Here is a 17,508-nt window from a genome sequence, read left to right as displayed (position 1 = left end):
GCGGGGTTCTGACAGACGAAACTCTCGAGTGGGAGCTCTTTTGACACGTCCGGGGATAGGCCCCGGACGCTCCCATTTCAGTGGTGTCGGGCATAGTTCCAGCCAACTACCGCGAAAGGGGTCCGGGGCCGTTTCGCCTGGACCCCTCGCCCTTCTGCCCTTCTGATACGGACTGCCGTTTGTTTCGCCTACAATCCGGAACTTCACCGGATTGCCGACTCCACGTCCGGAACCCGTGTTGCTCCTTCTCTGCGCAGCAGCTCTCCGAGTCCGTATGAGAGCGAATGCCGGTTTTCCCATCTCCTTCATGCGCCGCTCAGGTTAAGATCGGTTCACGATGCTCATGCAGACCGCCCAGCGAACGCTGGGAGCCCTGGCGGCCCTGGTGGCCCTGGGACTTCCCGCCACGGCCCAGTCCTCCGCCGAGCAGCAACTGGTTGCCCGGCTGAACCAGGTGCGCGCCCAGGGCGTCACCTGTCCCGGCAGCGGCGCCCGCCCCGTCGCGGGCAGCCTCACCTTCACGCCCGCCCTGGCCGCCGCTGCGCGCCAGCAGGCCGGGTACATGAGCGCCACCGGCCGCATCACCCACACCGGGACGAACGGCAGCACCCCGCGCATTCGCGCCGCCAGCACCGGCGTGAACGCCGTCAGCGTCACCGAGATCGTGTTCATGGGCGGCAGCCAGAACCCGGAAAGCGCGGTCCGCTGGTGGCTGAACTCTCCCGTCCACTGCTTCTGGATGAACGAACGCCGCTACACCCACGTCGGCGCCGCCGTCGTCCAGGGTTCGCGCGGCACCGCGTACGTGATGGTCCTGAGCAGCCAACCCCGCTGACGGCTGAATGGGGGAGGATGGATGTTGGAACCGTCCTCCCCTCGCTCGGGCGGGACGCGGCGGAGATCCTGAAACTCCGTCCTGCACCCCGCCTCCCGCCCGCGCCTACCGGGCGGTCCAGCCCAGGTCCAGGTCCAGCACCGCGCCGGTCATGCCCCACGCCGCCGGGCTGACCACGTAACTCGCCAGCGCAGCGACGTCTTCCGGATTCAGCAGGCGCTTGATGGCGGCGGGTTCCAGCATCACCTTCTGCTCGACCTCCTGCACCGTCAGGCCGCGCGTGCGGGCCTGATCGGCCATCTGGCCCTCGACCAGCGGCGTGCGCACGTACCCGGGGCAGATGGCGTTCACGGTCAGGCCCTGCTCGCCGGCCTCCAGCGCGGCCGTGCGGGTCAGGCCGATCAGGCCGTGCTTGGCACTGACATACGCACTCTTGAAAGGACTGGCGACGTGACCGTGGATGCTCGCCACGTTCACGATCCGGCCCTGCCCGCTGCGTGTCAGCTGCGGCCACGCGTACCGGCTCAGCAGGAAGGGCGCCGTCAGCATGACGTGCAGCATCGCGTCCCAGGTGTCCTCCGGGAAAGCCGCGACCGGGTCGATGTGCTGGAAGCCCGCGTTGTTCACCAGCACGTCCAGGCCGCCCAGCGCCGCGACCGTCTCGTCCACCGCGCGGCGGCAGTCCTCGCGGCGCGACAGGTCCGCCCCGATGAACGTCAGGTCATGGGCGCGCGCCACCTCACGGGCCTGCGGGCGGTCCAGGTCCAGCACCGCCACCTGCAGTCCGTCCTGCGCGAGGCGCTGCGCGATTGCCAGTCCGATGCCACTCGTGCCGCCTGTGACCAGCGCGGTCCTCCCCTGCGTGTCTTGCGTCATGCGCGGAGTCTAGGTCCCGCGCGTCACGCGGACGTTACTCCTCTCGCGGGCCGCACAGTGCCTGCCACAGCCGTTGCGTGTCCGGCAGGGGCCGCAACCCCAGTTCCGCGAGCGCCGCCTGCAGGGACGCGTACGTGCGGCCCACCGCCGCTCCCCGTCCCAGCGCGTGACTGGCGCGCATCAGCGCCCGCGCGGCCGGCTCGTGCGCCGCGTCGAGGATCAGGGCGCGCTCCGCCGCCAGCGCCGCCCGGTCGGGGCGGGCCACGGCCAGCGCCGCGCCCGCCTCGTCCGCCAGCGCCACCGGCAGCGTGGCCGCGTAGCGCTCCGCCTCGCGGTTCACGGCGTCCAGATCCAGTTCCGCCAGTGCGGCCGGCAGGGGCAGCAGGGCGTCGAGGCGGCCCGGCGTTCCGGCCGGCCGCGACAGCCACGCCCAGGCGTCCAGCAGGTCCACGTGCAGGTCGGGCCCCGGCCGCAGCCGCAGCCAGTCGCCGCGTTCCAGGAACACGCCGCTGCGCGCGCCCTCCTCCAGCACCTGCCCGAGCGCGTGCAGTGTCACGCGGAAATTGCGTTCACCCACGCCGGGCTCGGCGTCCGGGAACAGCGCCTCCTGCGCCGCCTCGCGCGCCAGTCCGTCCGGGTGAACGGCCAGCAGCGCGAGCAGGTCGCGGGCCTTCGCGCGGCCCCACTCGCGCACCCGCCCGTCATCCCGCGTGACCGCCACGCGGCCCAGCACCTGCACCCGCACCTCGAACCCCGGGGTGTCGGCCACGTCCGGCACGTCCGGGTACCCGAGCAGGTGCGCGGCGCCCGTCAGGGACCCGCGGGCCGCCGGAACGGCCGCCCCCAGCCGGGCGAGCAGCGCGGCGCGGCCCGCCCGGGTGCCCACCGGAGCGAACAGCGACGGGCGCCCCAGCAGGAACGGGTACGCGGCGACCGCGCCCGCCGCCTCCAGCGCCAGGGAGGCCGCCGGGACCCCCTCCAGCGCGAACAGTGCCAGCGTCGCCGCCGCCTGACCGAACCGGTCCCCGCATGCCCGGAACAGCGCCTGCGCCTGCTGCAGCCCCGCCGCCGCCAGGGCGGCCTCCGGTCCCTGCGCCAGTCCCAGCGCGGAGGTCAGCACGAGCAGACCCTCCATGTACCCGTCCCCGGCAGTCTGCCCGCGCGCCTCGGCCACCAGGGTCCCGGCGCGTTCCGGCTGACCGGCACGGCCCGCCAGCGCGGCCAGCCCCATCAGCGGCTCGACCCGCAGGCGACCGGTCACGCCCTGCGCCTGCTGCAGCGCCGCCGCGTAGCTCTCACGCGCCGCCCCGAACTGCCCGGCCGCCTGCTGCGCGTGCCCCAGCCGCGCCCGCGCCAGCGACTGCACGAACGGACTTTCCAGCCGCTCTCCCTCCTCGAGGCCGCGCCGGGCGCAGGTTTCGGCCTGCTGCAGCTCACCACGCGCCGCGTGCAGGAAACTGGCCAGCAGCAGGCCCTCACGGTGGTTCTGCGCGGCCCGCGCCCCACCGGTCTCGCCGTCCGCGAGGGCCTGCGCGCGCTCCAGCGCCGCGTCCAGGTCCCCGCAGCGCAGCGCGTACCGGGCGCCGCCGCGCAGGTCGGGTTCCAGCGCGACCGCCTGCGCCGGCTGTCCCGCGTTCAGCAGGTTCTCGGCCCGCAGGCGGCGCACCTCGCGCTGTCCCGTTCCGTCCGGGTCCACCAGTGCGGCCGCCGTGTCCAGCGGCGCCCAGGCCAGCGCCGGCTGCACCGTGTCCAGCGCCAGCCGCACCTCGCCCAGCGCCCGGTCCAGCGCTCCCGCGCGGGCGTACTCGGCGCGGGCCTCGTCGTACCGGCTCGCGAGACGCAGGGCGTCTCCCGCCAGTGCGTGCAGCGCGGGCGTCCAGTCGGGCCGCGGCAGCCGCGCGAGGCTGCGGTCGACCAGCGTCACGCGCCCCTGCGCCAGCCACAGGCCGCCCCACTCGGCCAGCAGCGCCGCCGCCCGCGCCGAGTTTCCCGCCAGCAGGTGCGCGGCCAGCGCCCGCCGGCGCCGCCCGGTCTGCTCGAAGAACGCCGCGCCGCGCGCCGCGATCTCGCGCGCCTCGGCGGGCGGCAGCAGGCCCCGCAGGTGCGCGCGCAGCAGCGGGTGCGCGCGGTACGAATCGCCCAGGCGGGTCAGGAAGGTCCCGCTGCCGGCCAGCGCCTCGAGCAGCGCGCCGGCCTGCGGTTCGGGCAGCGCGGCCTCCAGCAGCGCGGCGCTGAGTTCCTCGAACACGCTGCCGCGCGTCAGCAGGGACCGCAGGCTGGGTTCCAGCGGTCCCAGGACCTCCTGGGCCAGGTAACTGAACAGCGTGCCCAGCGACGTTCCGTTCCCGTCCAGATCGGCGAGGTCCGCCGGGGTGATCCGGCCCTGCGCTGTCGCCTGCGCCAGGAACCGCGCCGCGATCGGCCAGCCCTCGGTCACGGCGTGCGCGGCCCGCACCTGCGCGCCGGACAGCACGAGGCCCTGCGCGGCCCACAACGCCGCGATCTCGGGCGGCGTGAACGCCAGGTCCGCCGCCGACAGACGCCCCGCCCCGCCCGACAGTTCCAGCCGGGTCAGGTCCGGCAGGGGCAGGGCCGTGCGGGACAGCAGCGCCACGCGGCCCTGCCCCGGGTTCAGCAGGGCCCGCAGCAGGTCCAGGCCCGGCGTGCCACTCAGGGCCTGCGCCTCGTCGAGCACCAGCAGCCCGCCGCAGACGTCCAGGGTGTCCGCCGTGAGCGCCGCCACCCGCCTGGGCGAGGCCCCCTGTGCCAGGGCGGCGCCCACCCGCTCCCCGCCGGGCAGGGCGCCCACCGCCAGCGCCAGTCCCGCGGCGCACACCAGCGGATCGGCGTCGTCGGCGTCCAGCGTCAGCCACGCCACCGGGCCCGGCAGGCCCGCCGCGGCCGCCGCGAGCGCTGTGGTCTTGCCGTACCCGGCCGGCGCGGTGACCGACAGCACCCGGGCGTTCAGCAGCGCCCCGGTCAGGCGCGGGCGGTCCACGGCGCCGCGCACGGCCGGTAGCCTCGCGCGGCGCACCGAGGTCAGGTCCCTCCAGTTCAGGGTCACGCCGCGAAATCTACCGCATGTGTCCGCCCGCCGCAGCTCATCCGCACTGCCGTCCGTTTCGTTGGCATCCCGTCAGCGCACCGGGGTGCCAACGCCACGCCCGGAGGGACGCCGCTCTCCTGCTCGCCCTGCGGCGCCGCTCGGCGCGTCCGCTCGGGTTGAAAGAGGTGGCAACCCGTCCAACCGGAGTCCGGATCAGACGGACTCCGGTTGAATGGCTTACAAAGCCATTCAATCCGAGCGAAGCGACTCGGAGAGCTGCGCCGCAGAGGAGGAGCTGGGCGGGTTCCGGACGTGGAGTTGACAGATCGGTGGTGTTCCGATCTGTGAACGAAACAAACGGCAGTCCGGATCACAGCGCCAGGTACGCCGCTCGCACCGCCGGGTCGGCCAGCAGCGCCGCGCCCGTGCCCTCCCTCACCACCTGCCCGTTTTCCAGCACGTACGCGCGGTGCGCCAGCTTCAGGCTGAGGTTGACGTTCTGCTCGACCAGCACGACCGTCACGCCCTGCGCGTTCACGGCCTTCAGGGCCCCGAACACCGTCTGCGTCATCAGCGGCGACAGGCCCAGGCTGGGTTCGTCCACGACCAGCACGCTGGGGCGGGCCATCAGTGCGCGGCCCACCGCGACCATCTGCTGCTCGCCGCCCGACAGCGTGCCCGCCAGCTGCCCCGCGCGTTCCTGAAGGCGGGGGAACAGCGTGTACACCTCGCCCAGCGTCTCGGCGGCGCGCGCCCGCGCCGGGGCACTCATGGCCGCCCCGAGTTCCAGGTTCTCGCGGACCGTCATGTGCGGGAACAGCTCGCGGCCCTCCGGGACGTGCCCCAGGCCCAGCGCCACCACGCGACTCGGTTCGGCCCGCGTGATGTCCACCCCGCCCAGCGTGATGCGGCCCGCGCTGGGCTTCACGACGCCACTCACGGCACGCAGCGTGGTCGTCTTGCCCGCCCCGTTCGCGCCGATCACCGCCACGAACTCGCCCGGCGCGGCGTGCAGCGAGACGTCCCACAGCACCTGCACCTTCCCGTACCCGGCGGCCAGCCCCTCGATCCTCAGTTCCTGCCCCACGTCATTCGCTGTAGGGGACGTCCGATTCAGTGTGTCGGTCATACCGGATTCATCCGATTCCCGACCTTCCGGAACACCACCGGAAGTCCGTCCATCTCCTGAAGTCCGCTCGTCATTGCTTCTCCCTCCGGTCGGGTTCGTCTCCGACTCACCGCAATTCCTGTCATGCGTGCAGCCCCTCTTCCGTGCCCAGGTACGCGCTGACCACGCGCGGGTCGGCCGTCACCTCGCGGTAGGTGCCCTGCGCGAGCACCTGTCCCTGATCCATCACGACCACCCGGTCGGCCAGATCCCGCACGACCGGCATGATGTGCTCGATGAACAGCACGCTCACGCCGCTCTCGCGCACGCCGCGCACCAGAGCGACGGCCTCCTGCGCCTCGCCGGGACGCAGGCCCGCCATCACTTCGTCCAGCAGCAGCACGCTGGGGTTCGTCGCCAGGGCGCGCGCCACCTCCAGCCGCTTGTCCTGCAGCAGCGTCAGTTCGTGCGCGGCCCTGTCGGCGTGCGCGGCCAGTCCGGTGCGTTCCAGCAGCGCCCAGGCCCGCTCGCGCGCCTCCGGCAGGCGCTGACCGGGCTTGCCGAACAGCGCGCCCACCGTGACGTTCTCGTGCACGGTCATCTCCGGGAAGGGCCGCACGATCTGGAACGCGCGGCCCAGCCCGGCGTGACAGCGGGCCTCCATCGGCTGATCGGTCACGTCGCGGCCCATCAGGTGCAGCCGCCCCGCCGACGGGCGGTACACGCCGGACAGCAGGTTCAGCAGCGTCGTCTTGCCCGCCCCGTTCGGCCCGATCACCGCCAGGATCTCACCCTGATGGTGCGTGAAAGACACGTCCTGCACGGCCTTCAGGCCACCGAAGCGCTTGGAGAGGCCCTCGGCGCGCAGCACCTCGGCGCCCTGCGGGACGGGGGAGAGGGCGCCCCCGGATGCGGCAGCGGTCACAGGTCACCTCCGTGTTTCTTGTTGCGGCGCAGGCCCATCAGGCCGCGCGGCAGCCACAGGATGCTCAGCATCAGCACCAGCCCGTACACCACCAGGTACCCGTTCTTCACGCTGTTATGCAGCAGTTCCTCGGCCACGCGCAGCACCGCCGCGCCCAGCACCGGCCCCAGCGTCGTGTACAGCCCCCCGAAGATGGAGGTGGTCAGCGGCGCGATGGAGTTCGCCAGACTGAAGGTCTCCAGCGGATTGATGAAGAAGGTCTTCCCGGCGTACAGCACGCCCGCCAGCGCCGCCAGCGACGAGCTGATGAAGAACGCCAGCAGCTTGAAGCGCACGATGCTCACGCCCAGCACCCGCGCCGTTTCCTCGCCCTGCCGGATCGCGGCGAACGCGAAGTGCAGCCGCGTCAGGCGCACCGCGAGGCTGACCAGCACCGTGAAGGCCAGCAGGCCCCACGCGAGGAAGTACTGCGCGCGGCTGTTCCCGCCCAGCAGCGCGGGCACGAGCAGGCCGGTCGCGCCGCCCGCGACGCCCTCGGGGAGGTTCTGGATGACCGTGCGGACCACCTCCGTGAAGGCCAGCGTGGCAATCGCGAAGTACATGCCGCTCAGGCGCATGGTGACCGCGCCCAGGATCAGGCTCACGCCGCCCGCCAGCAGCGCCGAGGCGGGCATGGCCAGCAGCCACGGCAGGCCCGCTTTCAGCAGCAGCGCGTACCCGTACGCGCCCAGCCCGTAGAACGCCGCGTGCGCGAGGCTCACCTGCCCGCTGCGCGCCAGGATGTCCCACGACAGCGCCATGATCCCGGCCACCAGCGTGAAGAACGCGATCTGCAGCAGGAACTCCGCGCGACTCCCCAGCGGCAGGAACGGAAACAGCGCCGCCAGCAGCAGGAACGCCAGCAGCGGCAGCGCGGCTCCCTGGGTGATCTCGCGGCGTGGAGCCGCGCCCGCAGGCGACCCCTCGGCCTGACGGGCACTCATCGCGCCCCCCGGAAGGACCGCAGCACCAGCGTCCCGAAGATCATCAGGAAGAACACCGCGTCGCTCCAGCCGCCGCCGCCCGGCACGTACGTCTGCACCAGCGCCTCGCTGACGCCCAGCAGCACCGACGCCCACAGCACGCCCGTCAGGTTCCCCAGGCCCGCCATGACGATGATCGCGAAGGCCTTCAGCGCGAACACCAACCCCACGGTCGGCGACGCGAACAGCAGCACGCTGACCAGCACGCCCGCCACTGCCGCCAGCGCGCAACTCACGCTGAAAGCGATCAGGTACACGCGGTCCACGTTGATGCCGATCAGCTGCGCGCCCCGGCGGTTCTGCGCCACGGCGCGCATCTGCCGGCCCAGCGTGGTGCGGTACAACACCCCGTACAGCGCCCCCAGCAGCGCCGCCGCCAGCCCGAACGCCAGCGCCTTCGGGCCGCCCACGCTCAGCTCGCCCAGTTGCAGGCTGCTCGCCTGGTACGGCGTGCTGACCGTGCGGGTGTTCCCGCCCAGCAGCATCAGCGCCAGGTTCTGCAGCAGGATGCCCAGCCCGAAGGTCAGCAGCATCTGGTTCAGTTCCGGGGCCAGCAGCACGTGCCGGATGCTCACCCGGTACGTCAGGGCGCCCACCCCGTACACCGCGACCGCGATCACCGGCAGGCTCAGCAGCGGGTCCAGGCCCAGCAGCGCGCTGCCCGCCCACGCCAGGAACGCCCCGATCATCAGATACTCCCCGTGCGCGAAGTTCACGATGCCCACCACGCCCACCGCCAGCGCCAGCCCCGACGCGACCAGCGCGTACAGCCCGCTCTGCAGCAGGCCGTTCACCAGCGTCTGTGCAAACAGTTCCATGCCATCTCCTCCCTCCACCCACAGAAAAAGCCCTGAGGCCCGAGCCTCCGGGGGGTGCCCCCGGAACTCACGGCCCAGAGCTCAGAGCGCCGGTCTCAGCGGCCGTACACCATCGGCTGCTGCGCGAACTTGATCGGGAAGACCGGCACGCGCGCGTCCCCGAGGTACTGGAAGTGCAGCCAGTTCCCGGCCTTGAAGCCCTGGTACTTGGTTTTCAGGCTGGGCGTGAACGTCAGCGGCCCGAAGGGAGTGGGCACGTTGGTTTTCGCCAGCTCGGCCGCGACCCTGGCCTTGTCGGTGCTGCCGGCGGCGTTGATCGCGGCGGCCAGCGTCTTGAGGTTCACGTACGCCAGCGGCGCGAAGTACTCGTCGGTGACGGTGCCGTACTTCTTGCGGTACGCGGCGACGAAGGCGCGGCTTTCCTTGTTGGGACTGCTCGACAGCCACAGGCTCAGGCCCGCCACGTTGTCCGACAGCTTGTTCTTCTCGAAGCCCACGGGCCAGCTGGGCGGCGTGCCGTACAGCAGGCCCAGCTGCAGGTTCTGCTGCTTGACCTCGGTGGCGAGCGGCAGGGCGTCGGTGTCGTACCCGACCCAGTACAGGATGTCGGGCTTGGCGGCCTTGGCCTTGCTGACCAGCGGCCCGAAGTTGCCGCTGCCGGTCTTGAACTTCTCGGTCATGACGACATTGAAGCCCGCCTTCTTGAACGCCGCGACGGTCGCGTCGATGCCGGCGCTGCCGAAAGGGCCGTCCTCGTAGGCGATGGCGATGTTCTTCGCCTTCTTGTACGTCTTGAGGTACCGGAAGTACCCCAGGATCGCCTCGAAGTTGTAGTACGACCACGGGTGGTAGTGGAAGAAGTACGGGTGGTCCGCGAAGGCGTCCTCGACCGGCACGGCGGCCGCGCCGATCCACGCCATGAAGGTGCCGTACTGCTTGGCGGGGCCGCTGATGGCGATGCTGGTGGCGCTGCTCACGCCGCCCGCCATGAAGTCCACCTTCTCGACCGTCACCAGCTTCACGAACTCCGGCACGGCCTTGGCGGGCGCGCTGCCGTCATCGGCGAACTCGAGTTCCAGCGGTTTTCCCAGCACGCCGCCCGCCCGGTTGATCTCGTCGAGGGCCAGCCCGTAGCCGCTGCGGGCCGCCTGACCCGAAACGCTCCCGGCTCCGCTCAGGGGAAGAAGCACACCGACCTTCACTGCGCCCGCGCCGGACAGCGCGAGCAGGACGCCCGTCATCAGGAATGTTTTCATGTTCGCCCGGCAGTGTAGGCGCGGCGCGTCACGGGCGCGTTACACCCCCCCGCTCCCGCGGCTGTGACCGGCCCGTAACGCCCTGCACCTAGCCTGCCCGGTGATGCGAGACAGTCAGTGGACCTGGACGCCGGGCGCTCCGCCCGGAACCGCCGAACTGCGCGGAGACCTGTGGACCGGGGGAGAGCGGGTTCCCGTGCGACTGGGCGCCCTGACCTGGGGCCGCCTGAACGCCGCGCGCGACAACGCGGTCCTGGTGTGCCACCACTACACCGGCACCATGCGCGCCGCCGGCCCCGGCCCGGACGGCACGCCCGGCTGGTGGGACGCCCTGATCGGTCCCGGCCGGGCGCTGGACACGGAGCGCTTCTTCGTGGTGTGCCTGAACTCGCTGGGAAACGTGCAGGTGCGCGATCCTGGGATCCTGACCACCGGCCCCGCCACCACCCACCCGGACGGGCGGCCCTGGGGGCCCCGCTTTCCCGAGTGGACCATGGCGGACCTGCACGCCGCGCAGTGCGGACTGCTGCGGGCCCTCGCCGCCCCCCGCTGGCACGCGGTCGTGGGGCCCAGCTTCGGCGGCATGCAGGCGCTGCAGTGGGCGGCGCGCACCCCGGCGCTGGCCCCGCGCGTGGCGGCAGTCGTGACCAGCCCGGTCGCGGGCCCGGTGCTGCGCGGCGTGTTCGGGCCGCTGCTGCGTGCCGCCGCGCAGGGCGACCCGGACGGGGCGCTGCACGAGACGCTGCGCCTGATCACCTTCTTCGGCCTGGGAGCGGACGGCATGGACCTGCTGTTCCGCGGGGCGGATGTGGACGCCTACCTGCGCACCCGCACCGCCACGGCCGACCTGCGGCACGTGCTGGACGTCGGCCGGGCCGTGCAGACGCATGACCTGCTGGCAGTCGCCCCGCTGGACGAGCTGTGCCGCCGCTGGCGCGAGCAGGGCACCCGGCTGCTGAGCGTGAACGTGCGCGGCGACCAGTTCTTCCCGGCTGCCGAGATGCGGGACTTCGCCGCGCAGACGCGGGCGGCGGGCGTGGCGCACACCCACCTGGAATTCGACTCGCCGCGCGGACACCTGGGCGGCCTGACCGACACCGCCGCCTTCGGGGACGCCCTGCGTGACCTGCTGGAGACGGCGCCGACGCCGCCCGCACTGGACCTGTCCGGGGTGCGCCATGTCTGAAGCAGGAGCGCAGACCGTGACCCGCACCCTGGTGGCCCTGCACGGCAATTTCGCCTCGTCCCGCTGGTGGGTGGACCTGCGGGACGGTCCGCCCGGCGGGTGGCGGGTGCGGGCCCCGGACCTGCCGGGTTTCGCGGGCACGCCGCACGCGGGACCGGTGTCGGTCGCCGGGTACGCCGACTGGGTACAGGACTGGCTGCGCACGCAGGGCGTCAAGCGGCCCGTGCTGCTGGGCCACTCGCTGGGCGGCGCGGTGGCGCTGGAGGTCGCCGCGCGCGACCCGCAGGCCCTCGCGGGGCTGGTGCTGGCGGCCAGCGCGCCTCTGACCGGCCTGGTCACGCCCGAGGAGAACTACCCGGTGCTGGAACTGCTGCGCTCCGCGCCGCCGCTCCTGGAGGCCAGCCTGGGCGCGCTGTTCCCGTCGGGGCGGCCCGCGAACTTCCGGGACCTGCTGGCGGACGGGGCGAACATGGCGCCGGCGCACTACAGCGGGAATGCCCGCGCGCTGGCCGCGTGGCAGGTGGACGCCGCGCGCCTGACCGGGCTGCCGGCCCTGGTGCTGGGTGGCGAACTGGACCGGCTGATCACGCCGGACATGGTGCGCGCCCAGGCGGCCGCGCTGGGTGTGGAGGCCGTCATCCTGCCCGGCCGGGGGCACGGGTTCCCGCAGGAGGACCCCGCCGCCCTGCGCACGCTGCTGGAGGGGTTCCTGGACACCCTCCCCGCATCCTAACGACCGTTCGTTCTACACTGGAGCCGACATGAACAAGGTGTACCCCGACGCCCACGCGGCGCTCTCCGATATCGTCGCTGACGGCCAGACCATCGCCGTGGGAGGCTTCGGCCTCTGCGGCATCCCGGAGCAGCTGATCCTCGCCCTGCGCGACAGCGGCGCGACCAACCTCACCGCCGTGAGCAACAACGCCGGCGTGGACGGCTGGGGCCTGGGCCTGCTGCTCCAGACCCGCCAGATCCGCCGGATGATCAGCTCCTATGTCGGCGAGAACAAGGAATTCGAACGCCAGTACCTCGCCGGGGAACTCGAACTGGAATTCACGCCGCAGGGCACCCTCGCCGAGCGGATGCGGGCCGGCGGCGCGGGCATTCCCGGCTTCTACACGAGGACGGGCGTGGGCACCCTGGTCGCCGAGGGCAAGGAACACAGGGACTTCGACGGCCAGACGTACATCCTCGAACGCGGCATCGTCGCCGACGTCGCCCTCGTCAAGGCCTGGAAGGCCGACCGCGCCGGGAACCTCGTGTACCGCAAGACCGCCCGCAACTTCAACCCGATGGCCGCCACCTGCGGCAAGGTGACCGTCGCAGAGGTCGAGGAAATCGTGGAGGTCGGTCAGATCGACCCGGACGACGTGGACACCCCCGGCATCTTCGTGCAGCGCGTCGTGCTGAACGCCACCCCCGAGAAACGCATCGAGCAACGCACCGTCCGCGCCGGGTAGGTCCGGCTGCGGACGAGGTCACACTGGAACGTCCGGCCGGTGTGACCTCGACGCCGCCGATGCCCACGCCTATGCCTCCTGCCACCACCCGTCGAAGGGCGTGACCGGCACGGCCCGCTTGTGGCGGGTGACGCGGTACAGGCGTTCGAGCCGCTGCGCCACCTCCGGCGCGACCGGCTTCCCTTCCAGGTAGTCGTCGATCTGGGTGTACGTCAGGCCCAGCGCGACCTCGTCCGGAAGGCCGGGGCGGTCGTCTTCCAGGTCGGCGGTGGGAACCTTCTGCCACGTCTCGGGCGGGGCACCCAGGTGCGCGAGGAGCTGCGCGCCCTGGCGTTTGCTCAGGCCGGTCAGGGGCGTCAGGTCCACGCCCCCGTCCCCGTACTTCGTGAAGAAACCCGTGATGGCCTCGGCGGCGTGATCGGTGCCCACCACGAGGTGGTTCAGCTGCCCGGCCAGCGCGTACTGCGCGACCATCCGCTCGCGGGCCTTGATGTTCCCACGCACGAAATCCCGCAGCTCCCCCTCCGTTCCCGCCCCGGTCAGCGCGGCCGCGGCGGCGACCGAGGCGGCGTCCACCGCCCCCTTGATGTTCACGGTCACGCTGCGGTCCGGGCGGATGAACGCCAGGGCCCGCTGCGCGTCCGCCTCGTCGACCTGCACGCCGTACGGCAGGCGCACGGCCACGAACGTCGCGTCCACGCCCTCCCCGCGCAGGCGCTCGGCGGCCAGCTGGCACAGTCGCCCCGCCAGGGTGCTGTCCTGCCCGCCGCTGATGCCCAGCACGAACCCCCGTGCCCCGGCCACGCGCAGGTACGCGCCCAGGAACGCCACGCGCCGCTCGACCTCCCGCGCCGGGTCAATCTCGGCCTGGACGGCCAGTTCACGCCTGATGGTCTGCTGCATGTTCACGCCGGGCAGTATTTCATGCCCGGTCACGCGGCCGGGGTCCCGGCACACCACATCTTCCGGCACGCCGGGCCGGTATCCGCCCTACACTGACGGGTGTGAACGATCGCCCCACCCGCCTGCGTCTCCCGGACGACGCCGTGGCTGCGCCGCCCCCGGACACCCAGACGGTCGATCAGGTCATCGAACACCTGCGCCTGGGACCGTTCCAGTACCGGTTGCTGCTGATCTGCGGTCTGACCTTCGCCGCGGACGCCATGGCCGTCCTGGTCATGGGATTCGCGTTGCCCGGCGTGCAGGCGCACTTCGGGCTGAGCGCCGGTTCCCTCACGTCCACCCTGCTGACCGTGGCGACCTTCGCGGGGATGCTGATCGGCGCGCCGCTGTGGGGGCGGATGGCCGACCGGCTGGGACGCCGTCCGGTGTTCCTGACCACCGTGACCATGGGAGTCGTGTTCGGGATGCTCGGGGCCTTCGCGCCGAACGTGTGGGTGCTGCTGGCCGCGCGGGTCCTGACCGGATTCGCGATCGGCGGGACCATGCCGGTCGATTACGCCCTGATGGCCGAGTTCATGCCGGCCGCACTGCGGGGCCGGTTCCTGGTGATCGTGGACGGCTGCTGGGTGATCGGCACGGTCCTGCTGACCCTGGTGGCCGCCACCACGGGCGCGTGGTTGACCGCCGGTGACGGCTGGCGCTGGCTGCTGGCGCTGACGGCCCTGCCGGGCGTGGTGGGACTGTTCGTGCGGCTCGGCGTTCCCGACTCGCCCCGCTGGCTGGCCGCGCGGGGCCGCCTGGAGGAAGCCCGCGCCGCGCTGGCGCAGGTGGCCCTCCTGAACCGCCGCGCCCTGCCGCCCCAGCCGCTGGCGCCGCCGCTGCCGGCCTCGCGCCGCGCCTCACGCTTCGCGGCGCTGTTCGGTCCGGCGCTGCGCGACCGGCTGTTCCTGCTGGGCGCCGCCTGGTTCGGCATGAGCCTGGGCTACTACGGCGTGTTCTCGTGGCTGCCGACCTACCTGCGTGCCAACGGCTTCGCACTGAGCGAGACGTACGCCACCACGCTGCTGCTGGCCGCCGCGCAGGTGCCGGGATACCTGCTGTCCAGCCTGCTGGTCGAGTGGGTGGGCCGCCGCGCGACCCTGGTGGGCTTCATGCTGCTCAGCGCGCTGGGCGCCTACCTGTTCCTGCTGGCCGCCACGCCCACGGCGGTGCTGCTGACCTCGGCGCTGCTGTCGTTCTCGCTGCTGGGCACCTGGGGCGCGCTGTACGCCTACACCCCGGAGCTGTTCCCGACGCTGCTGCGCGCCTCCGGGATGGGCATGGTCAGCGCCTTCGCGCGGCTGGGCAGCCTGATCTCGCCGTTCGCGGGGGCGCTGCTGCTGGGCGGGCAGCTGGTGCAGGCGCTGACGGTGTTCGCGGCGCTGTTCGCGCTGTCGGCCGCGTGCGTCTGGGCCGTCGGGATCGAGACGCGCGGGCAGCCGCTGCGGGACCGGGAGACCGCGTGACGCCCACCACGCCACCAGACGTCGCGCCACCAGACGTCGCGCCGCCGGGCGGGACGCTGTTCACGGACCTGTACCAGCTGACCATGATGCAGGGGTACTTCGTGTCGGGCCTGCACACGCAGGACGCCACCTTCGACCTGTCGTTCCGCCGCGCCCCCTACCGGGGCGGGTACGCCGTGTGGGCCGGACTGGAACCCGCCCTGGAGTACCTGAGCGGCCTGCAGTTCCGCGAGACGGACCTCGCGTACCTGGGCGGCCTGGGCGTGTTCCGCCCGGACTTCCTGGCGGCGCTGCGCGACTGGCGCTTCACGGCCCGGGTCACCGCGTTCCCGGAGGGCCGCGCGGTCTTCCCGCACGAGCCGCTCCTGACCGTGAGCGGCCCGCTGTGGGAGGCGCAACTGGTCGAGACGGCACTCCTGAACATCCTGAACTTCCAGACCCTGATCGCCACCAAGGCGGCCCGCTGCCTGCGCGCCGCGCAGGCCGGAGCGCCCGGAAGCGAGATCGTGGAGTTCGGCGCGCGCCGCGCCCAGGGACCCGACGGCGCACTCGGCGCGGCCCGCGCCGCCGTGATCGGCGGGGCGACCGGCACCAGCAACGTGGAGGCCGCCGCCCGCTACGGCCTGCGCGTGACCGGCACGCACGCGCACGCCTGGGTGGAGAGCTTCCCGGACGAACTGAGCGCCTTCCGTGCCTACGCCGCGCTGTACCCGGACGCCACCACGCTGCTGCTCGACACCTTCGACACGCTGCGCAGCGGCCTGCCCAACGCCCTGACCGTCGCGCGGGAACTGCGTTCTGCCGGGCACGAACTGCGCGGCGTGCGGCTCGACAGCGGCGACCTCGCGTACCTGTCTGCCCGCGTGCGCGAGACGCTTGACGGCGCGGGCTTCCCGGACGTGCGGATCGTGGCGAGCAACGACCTGTCCGAGGACGTGATTGAGAGCGTCATCCGCGGCGGCGGGCGCGTGGACGTGTACGGCATCGGCACGCAGCTCGTCACGGGCGGCGGCGACGGCGGCGGCGCGCTGGGCGGCGTGTACAAACTCGTGGCGCTGGGCGGGCAGGACCGCATGAAACTCACGGGCGACCCGGCCAAGACCAGCGTACCCGGCCGCAAACGCGTCTGGCGTGCCCGTGACGGGACAGGCCGGTACGCGCTGGACGTCGTGACCGGCGACGACGAGGCGGCCCCGCGGTCCGGTGAGCGCGTCAGCGATCCCGGCAACCCCCTGCGTTCCCGCCGCGTTCCGGACGGCCTGACCTGGGAGGACCCGCGCGTGGTCGTCATGGACGCCGGGCGGCGCACCCGCCCGCCCGAACCGCTGCCGGACCTTCAGGCCCGCACGCAGGCGGAACTCCGGCGTCTGCCGGACGGCACGCGCCGCCTGCTGAACCCCCACGCGTACCACGTGAGCCTCAGCGCCGCGCTGCAGGGCCGGCGGGACGCGCTGATCGCGGCGCTGCGCGACCGGCACGGACTGTAGAGGCAGCCGTGCCGCCCCCCTCCCGCCCACCCGGCGCGCTCGCCGTGTACATCGGCCGCTTCCAGCCGCCGCACGACGCGCACCTGCACACCATCCAGGCAGCCTTGGACCGGCACGCGCACCTGCTGGTCCTGACCGGCAGCGCGAACCTCGCCCGCTCGGCCCACAACCCCTGGACCGCCCCGGAACGAGCCCGCCTGATCCGCACCGCGCTGCGCGAGTCCGGTCACGACACCCGCCGCCTGAGCGTGCGCCCCCTGCCCGACGAGTTCGACGCCGGGCGCTGGGCCGCGCAGGTGCAGGCCGCCGTGGCCGCTGCCCTGGACCGCCTCGGGCCGCGCCCGGTCGTCCTGACCGGCTTCGAGAAGGACGCCAGCAGCGGTTACCTGCGCTGGTTCCCACAGTGGCAGGCCGACCCCGTCCCCGCCCAGACCGCCGACGGGACGGGCGTGCTGAACGCCACGGACCTGCGCGCCGCGCTGCTGGGCAGGGGAGAGGTTCCCCCGCACGTCCCGCCCGCCGTGCAGGCCTTCCTGCGCGACTTCCTGCACACCCGCACCGCCGCCCGCCTGAGCGCCGAGTACCACGCCGTGCAGGCCACCCGCGCCGCCCTGAACGGCACGCCCACGCCCCGGCACGAACGGCTGGATTTGCACACCGACCCGCACATGGTCTGGCTCACGCGCCGCGCCGGTCCCATCGGGCGCGGCCTGTGGGCGCTGCCCGCCACCCCCCTCCCGCCCGGCGACCTCTCTGCCCAGGCCGCCGTGTTCGCGCACCCGGCCCGCTCGCCGGTGTGGCCCACCACCGCGCACGTCGTCCGCGTCACCGCCCCGCCGCCCGGCACGCGGCCCGTCCCGCTGGCCGCCGCACTGGCCCGCCCGCACGCCTTCTTCGAGGATCACCACGTCATCCTGACCCGCCTGCTGCGCCCCGAATGACCCGCCTGTAGCGGCCCCGTGATGCCCCCCCGGCATCATGACCTCATGCGCGCCGGGTGGGGGGTGCCTGTCCCCGCCGTCCGGTCGGGGCGCTTGACAGGCCCGGCCGGTGCGCCGCAAGCTGCCCCTGACTTTCACAA

General features: G+C 72.9%; 15 protein-coding genes. 7 read left to right on the top strand and 8 right to left on the bottom strand.

Features of this window, described 5'->3' with window-relative positions; all coding sequences use genetic code 11:
• Window positions 1-337 precede the first annotated feature (337 nt).
• Window positions 338-835: a CAP domain-containing protein gene (locus tag ABDZ66_RS09955; protein ID WP_343758334.1), complete on the top strand. Its 498-nt coding sequence runs from the start codon at window positions 338-340 to the stop codon at window positions 833-835.
• Window positions 836-940: 105 nt separating this feature from the next.
• On the opposite strand, the gene ABDZ66_RS09950 is transcribed toward ABDZ66_RS09955, so the two are convergent.
• From ABDZ66_RS09950 to ABDZ66_RS09920, 7 genes are all read right to left on the bottom strand, one after another.
• Window positions 941-1,711, bottom strand: a complete 771-nt coding sequence (locus ABDZ66_RS09950; RefSeq protein ID WP_343758332.1) for a 3-hydroxybutyrate dehydrogenase — start codon at window positions 1,709-1,711, stop codon at window positions 941-943.
• Window positions 1,712-1,745: 34 nt separating this feature from the next.
• Entirely contained in the window at window positions 1,746-4,775 is a 3,030-nt protein-coding gene (locus ABDZ66_RS09945; protein ID WP_343758330.1) for an AfsR/SARP family transcriptional regulator, read from the bottom strand.
• Window positions 4,776-5,127: 352 nt separating this feature from the next.
• Window positions 5,128-5,844 carry an ABC transporter ATP-binding protein gene (locus ABDZ66_RS09940; protein ID WP_343758328.1) on the bottom strand — a complete coding sequence of 239 codons (717 nt, stop codon included), beginning with the start codon at window positions 5,842-5,844 and terminating at the stop codon, window positions 5,128-5,130.
• A 163-nt stretch (window positions 5,845-6,007) separates the two neighbouring features.
• Window positions 6,008-6,790 (bottom strand): ABC transporter ATP-binding protein, encoded by a 783-nt coding sequence (locus ABDZ66_RS09935; protein ID WP_343758326.1) that lies wholly within the window; start codon window positions 6,788-6,790, stop codon window positions 6,008-6,010.
• A complete protein-coding gene (locus ABDZ66_RS09930) occupies window positions 6,787-7,773 on the bottom strand; it encodes a branched-chain amino acid ABC transporter permease (protein ID WP_343758324.1) in 987 nt (328 codons plus the stop codon). The genes ABDZ66_RS09935 and ABDZ66_RS09930 overlap by 4 nt, the downstream gene beginning before the upstream one ends.
• Window positions 7,770-8,630 carry a branched-chain amino acid ABC transporter permease gene (locus tag ABDZ66_RS09925; protein ID WP_343758321.1) on the bottom strand — a complete coding sequence of 287 codons (861 nt, stop codon included), beginning with the start codon at window positions 8,628-8,630 and terminating at the stop codon, window positions 7,770-7,772. Before ABDZ66_RS09925 ends, ABDZ66_RS09930 begins: the two co-directional genes overlap by 4 nt.
• Window positions 8,631-8,725: 95 nt before the next feature.
• Window positions 8,726-9,886, bottom strand: coding sequence for an ABC transporter substrate-binding protein (locus ABDZ66_RS09920; protein WP_343758319.1), 1,161 nt, complete (start codon window positions 9,884-9,886; stop codon window positions 8,726-8,728).
• Window positions 9,887-9,989: 103 nt separating this feature from the next.
• Here ABDZ66_RS09920 and ABDZ66_RS09915 point away from each other — a divergent pair, with 103 nt between their 5' ends.
• From ABDZ66_RS09915 to ABDZ66_RS09905, 3 genes are read left to right on the top strand one after another with little or no spacing between them, the layout of a single operon-like run.
• Entirely contained in the window at window positions 9,990-11,072 is a 1,083-nt protein-coding gene (locus ABDZ66_RS09915; protein WP_343758317.1) for an alpha/beta fold hydrolase, read from the top strand.
• A complete protein-coding gene (locus tag ABDZ66_RS09910) occupies window positions 11,065-11,805 on the top strand; it encodes an alpha/beta fold hydrolase (RefSeq protein WP_343758314.1) in 741 nt (246 codons plus the stop codon). The genes ABDZ66_RS09915 and ABDZ66_RS09910 overlap by 8 nt, the downstream gene beginning before the upstream one ends.
• Window positions 11,806-11,833: 28 nt before the next feature.
• Window positions 11,834-12,532, top strand: coding sequence for a CoA transferase subunit A (locus ABDZ66_RS09905; RefSeq protein ID WP_343758312.1), 699 nt, complete (start codon window positions 11,834-11,836; stop codon window positions 12,530-12,532).
• Between the two features lie 69 nt (window positions 12,533-12,601).
• Here the strand turns inward: ABDZ66_RS09905 and nadE are convergent, their stop codons facing one another.
• Window positions 12,602-13,435 carry an ammonia-dependent NAD(+) synthetase gene (nadE, locus tag ABDZ66_RS09900; protein ID WP_343758351.1) on the bottom strand — a complete coding sequence of 278 codons (834 nt, stop codon included), beginning with the start codon at window positions 13,433-13,435 and terminating at the stop codon, window positions 12,602-12,604.
• A 101-nt stretch (window positions 13,436-13,536) separates the two neighbouring features.
• Here nadE and ABDZ66_RS09895 point away from each other — a divergent pair, with 101 nt between their 5' ends.
• The 3 genes from ABDZ66_RS09895 to ABDZ66_RS09885 all read left to right on the top strand — a co-directional run bounded on the left by ABDZ66_RS09895 (window position 13,537) and on the right by ABDZ66_RS09885 (window position 17,368).
• Window positions 13,537-14,940, top strand: a complete 1,404-nt coding sequence (locus ABDZ66_RS09895) for an MFS transporter (protein ID WP_343758310.1) — start codon at window positions 13,537-13,539, stop codon at window positions 14,938-14,940.
• Between the two features lie 83 nt (window positions 14,941-15,023).
• Window positions 15,024-16,427: a nicotinate phosphoribosyltransferase gene (locus tag ABDZ66_RS09890; RefSeq protein WP_425544421.1), complete on the top strand. Its 1,404-nt coding sequence runs from the start codon at window positions 15,024-15,026 to the stop codon at window positions 16,425-16,427.
• A gap of 8 nt (window positions 16,428-16,435) precedes the next feature.
• Window positions 16,436-17,368 carry an ADP-ribose pyrophosphatase gene (locus ABDZ66_RS09885; protein ID WP_343758305.1) on the top strand — a complete coding sequence of 311 codons (933 nt, stop codon included), beginning with the start codon at window positions 16,436-16,438 and terminating at the stop codon, window positions 17,366-17,368.
• Window positions 17,369-17,508: the final 140 nt, after the last annotated feature.

Source organism: Deinococcus depolymerans (assembly GCF_039522025.1).
Lineage (GTDB): Bacteria > Deinococcota > Deinococci > Deinococcales > Deinococcaceae > Deinococcus > Deinococcus depolymerans.
Note: the sequence above shows the minus strand (reverse complement) of the source record. Positions and strands in the feature narration are given on the sequence as shown.

Coding starts and splice junctions, on each gene's coding strand:
- ABDZ66_RS09955 (WP_343758334.1), top strand. CDS start 338: ATGCTCATGCAGACCGCCCAGCGAACGCTGGGAGCCCTGGCGGCCCTG.
- ABDZ66_RS09950 (WP_343758332.1), bottom strand. CDS start 1,711: ATGACGCAAGACACGCAGGGGAGGACCGCGCTGGTCACAGGCGGCACG.
- ABDZ66_RS09930 (WP_343758324.1), bottom strand. CDS start 7,773: ATGAGTGCCCGTCAGGCCGAGGGGTCGCCTGCGGGCGCGGCTCCACGC.
- ABDZ66_RS09925 (WP_343758321.1), bottom strand. CDS start 8,630: ATGGAACTGTTTGCACAGACGCTGGTGAACGGCCTGCTGCAGAGCGGG.
- ABDZ66_RS09920 (WP_343758319.1), bottom strand. CDS start 9,886: ATGAAAACATTCCTGATGACGGGCGTCCTGCTCGCGCTGTCCGGCGCG.
- ABDZ66_RS09915 (WP_343758317.1), top strand. CDS start 9,990: ATGCGAGACAGTCAGTGGACCTGGACGCCGGGCGCTCCGCCCGGAACC.
- ABDZ66_RS09910 (WP_343758314.1), top strand. CDS start 11,065: ATGTCTGAAGCAGGAGCGCAGACCGTGACCCGCACCCTGGTGGCCCTG.
- ABDZ66_RS09905 (WP_343758312.1), top strand. CDS start 11,834: ATGAACAAGGTGTACCCCGACGCCCACGCGGCGCTCTCCGATATCGTC.
- nadE (WP_343758351.1), bottom strand. CDS start 13,435: ATGCAGCAGACCATCAGGCGTGAACTGGCCGTCCAGGCCGAGATTGAC.
- ABDZ66_RS09890 (WP_425544421.1), top strand. CDS start 15,024: ATGATGCAGGGGTACTTCGTGTCGGGCCTGCACACGCAGGACGCCACC.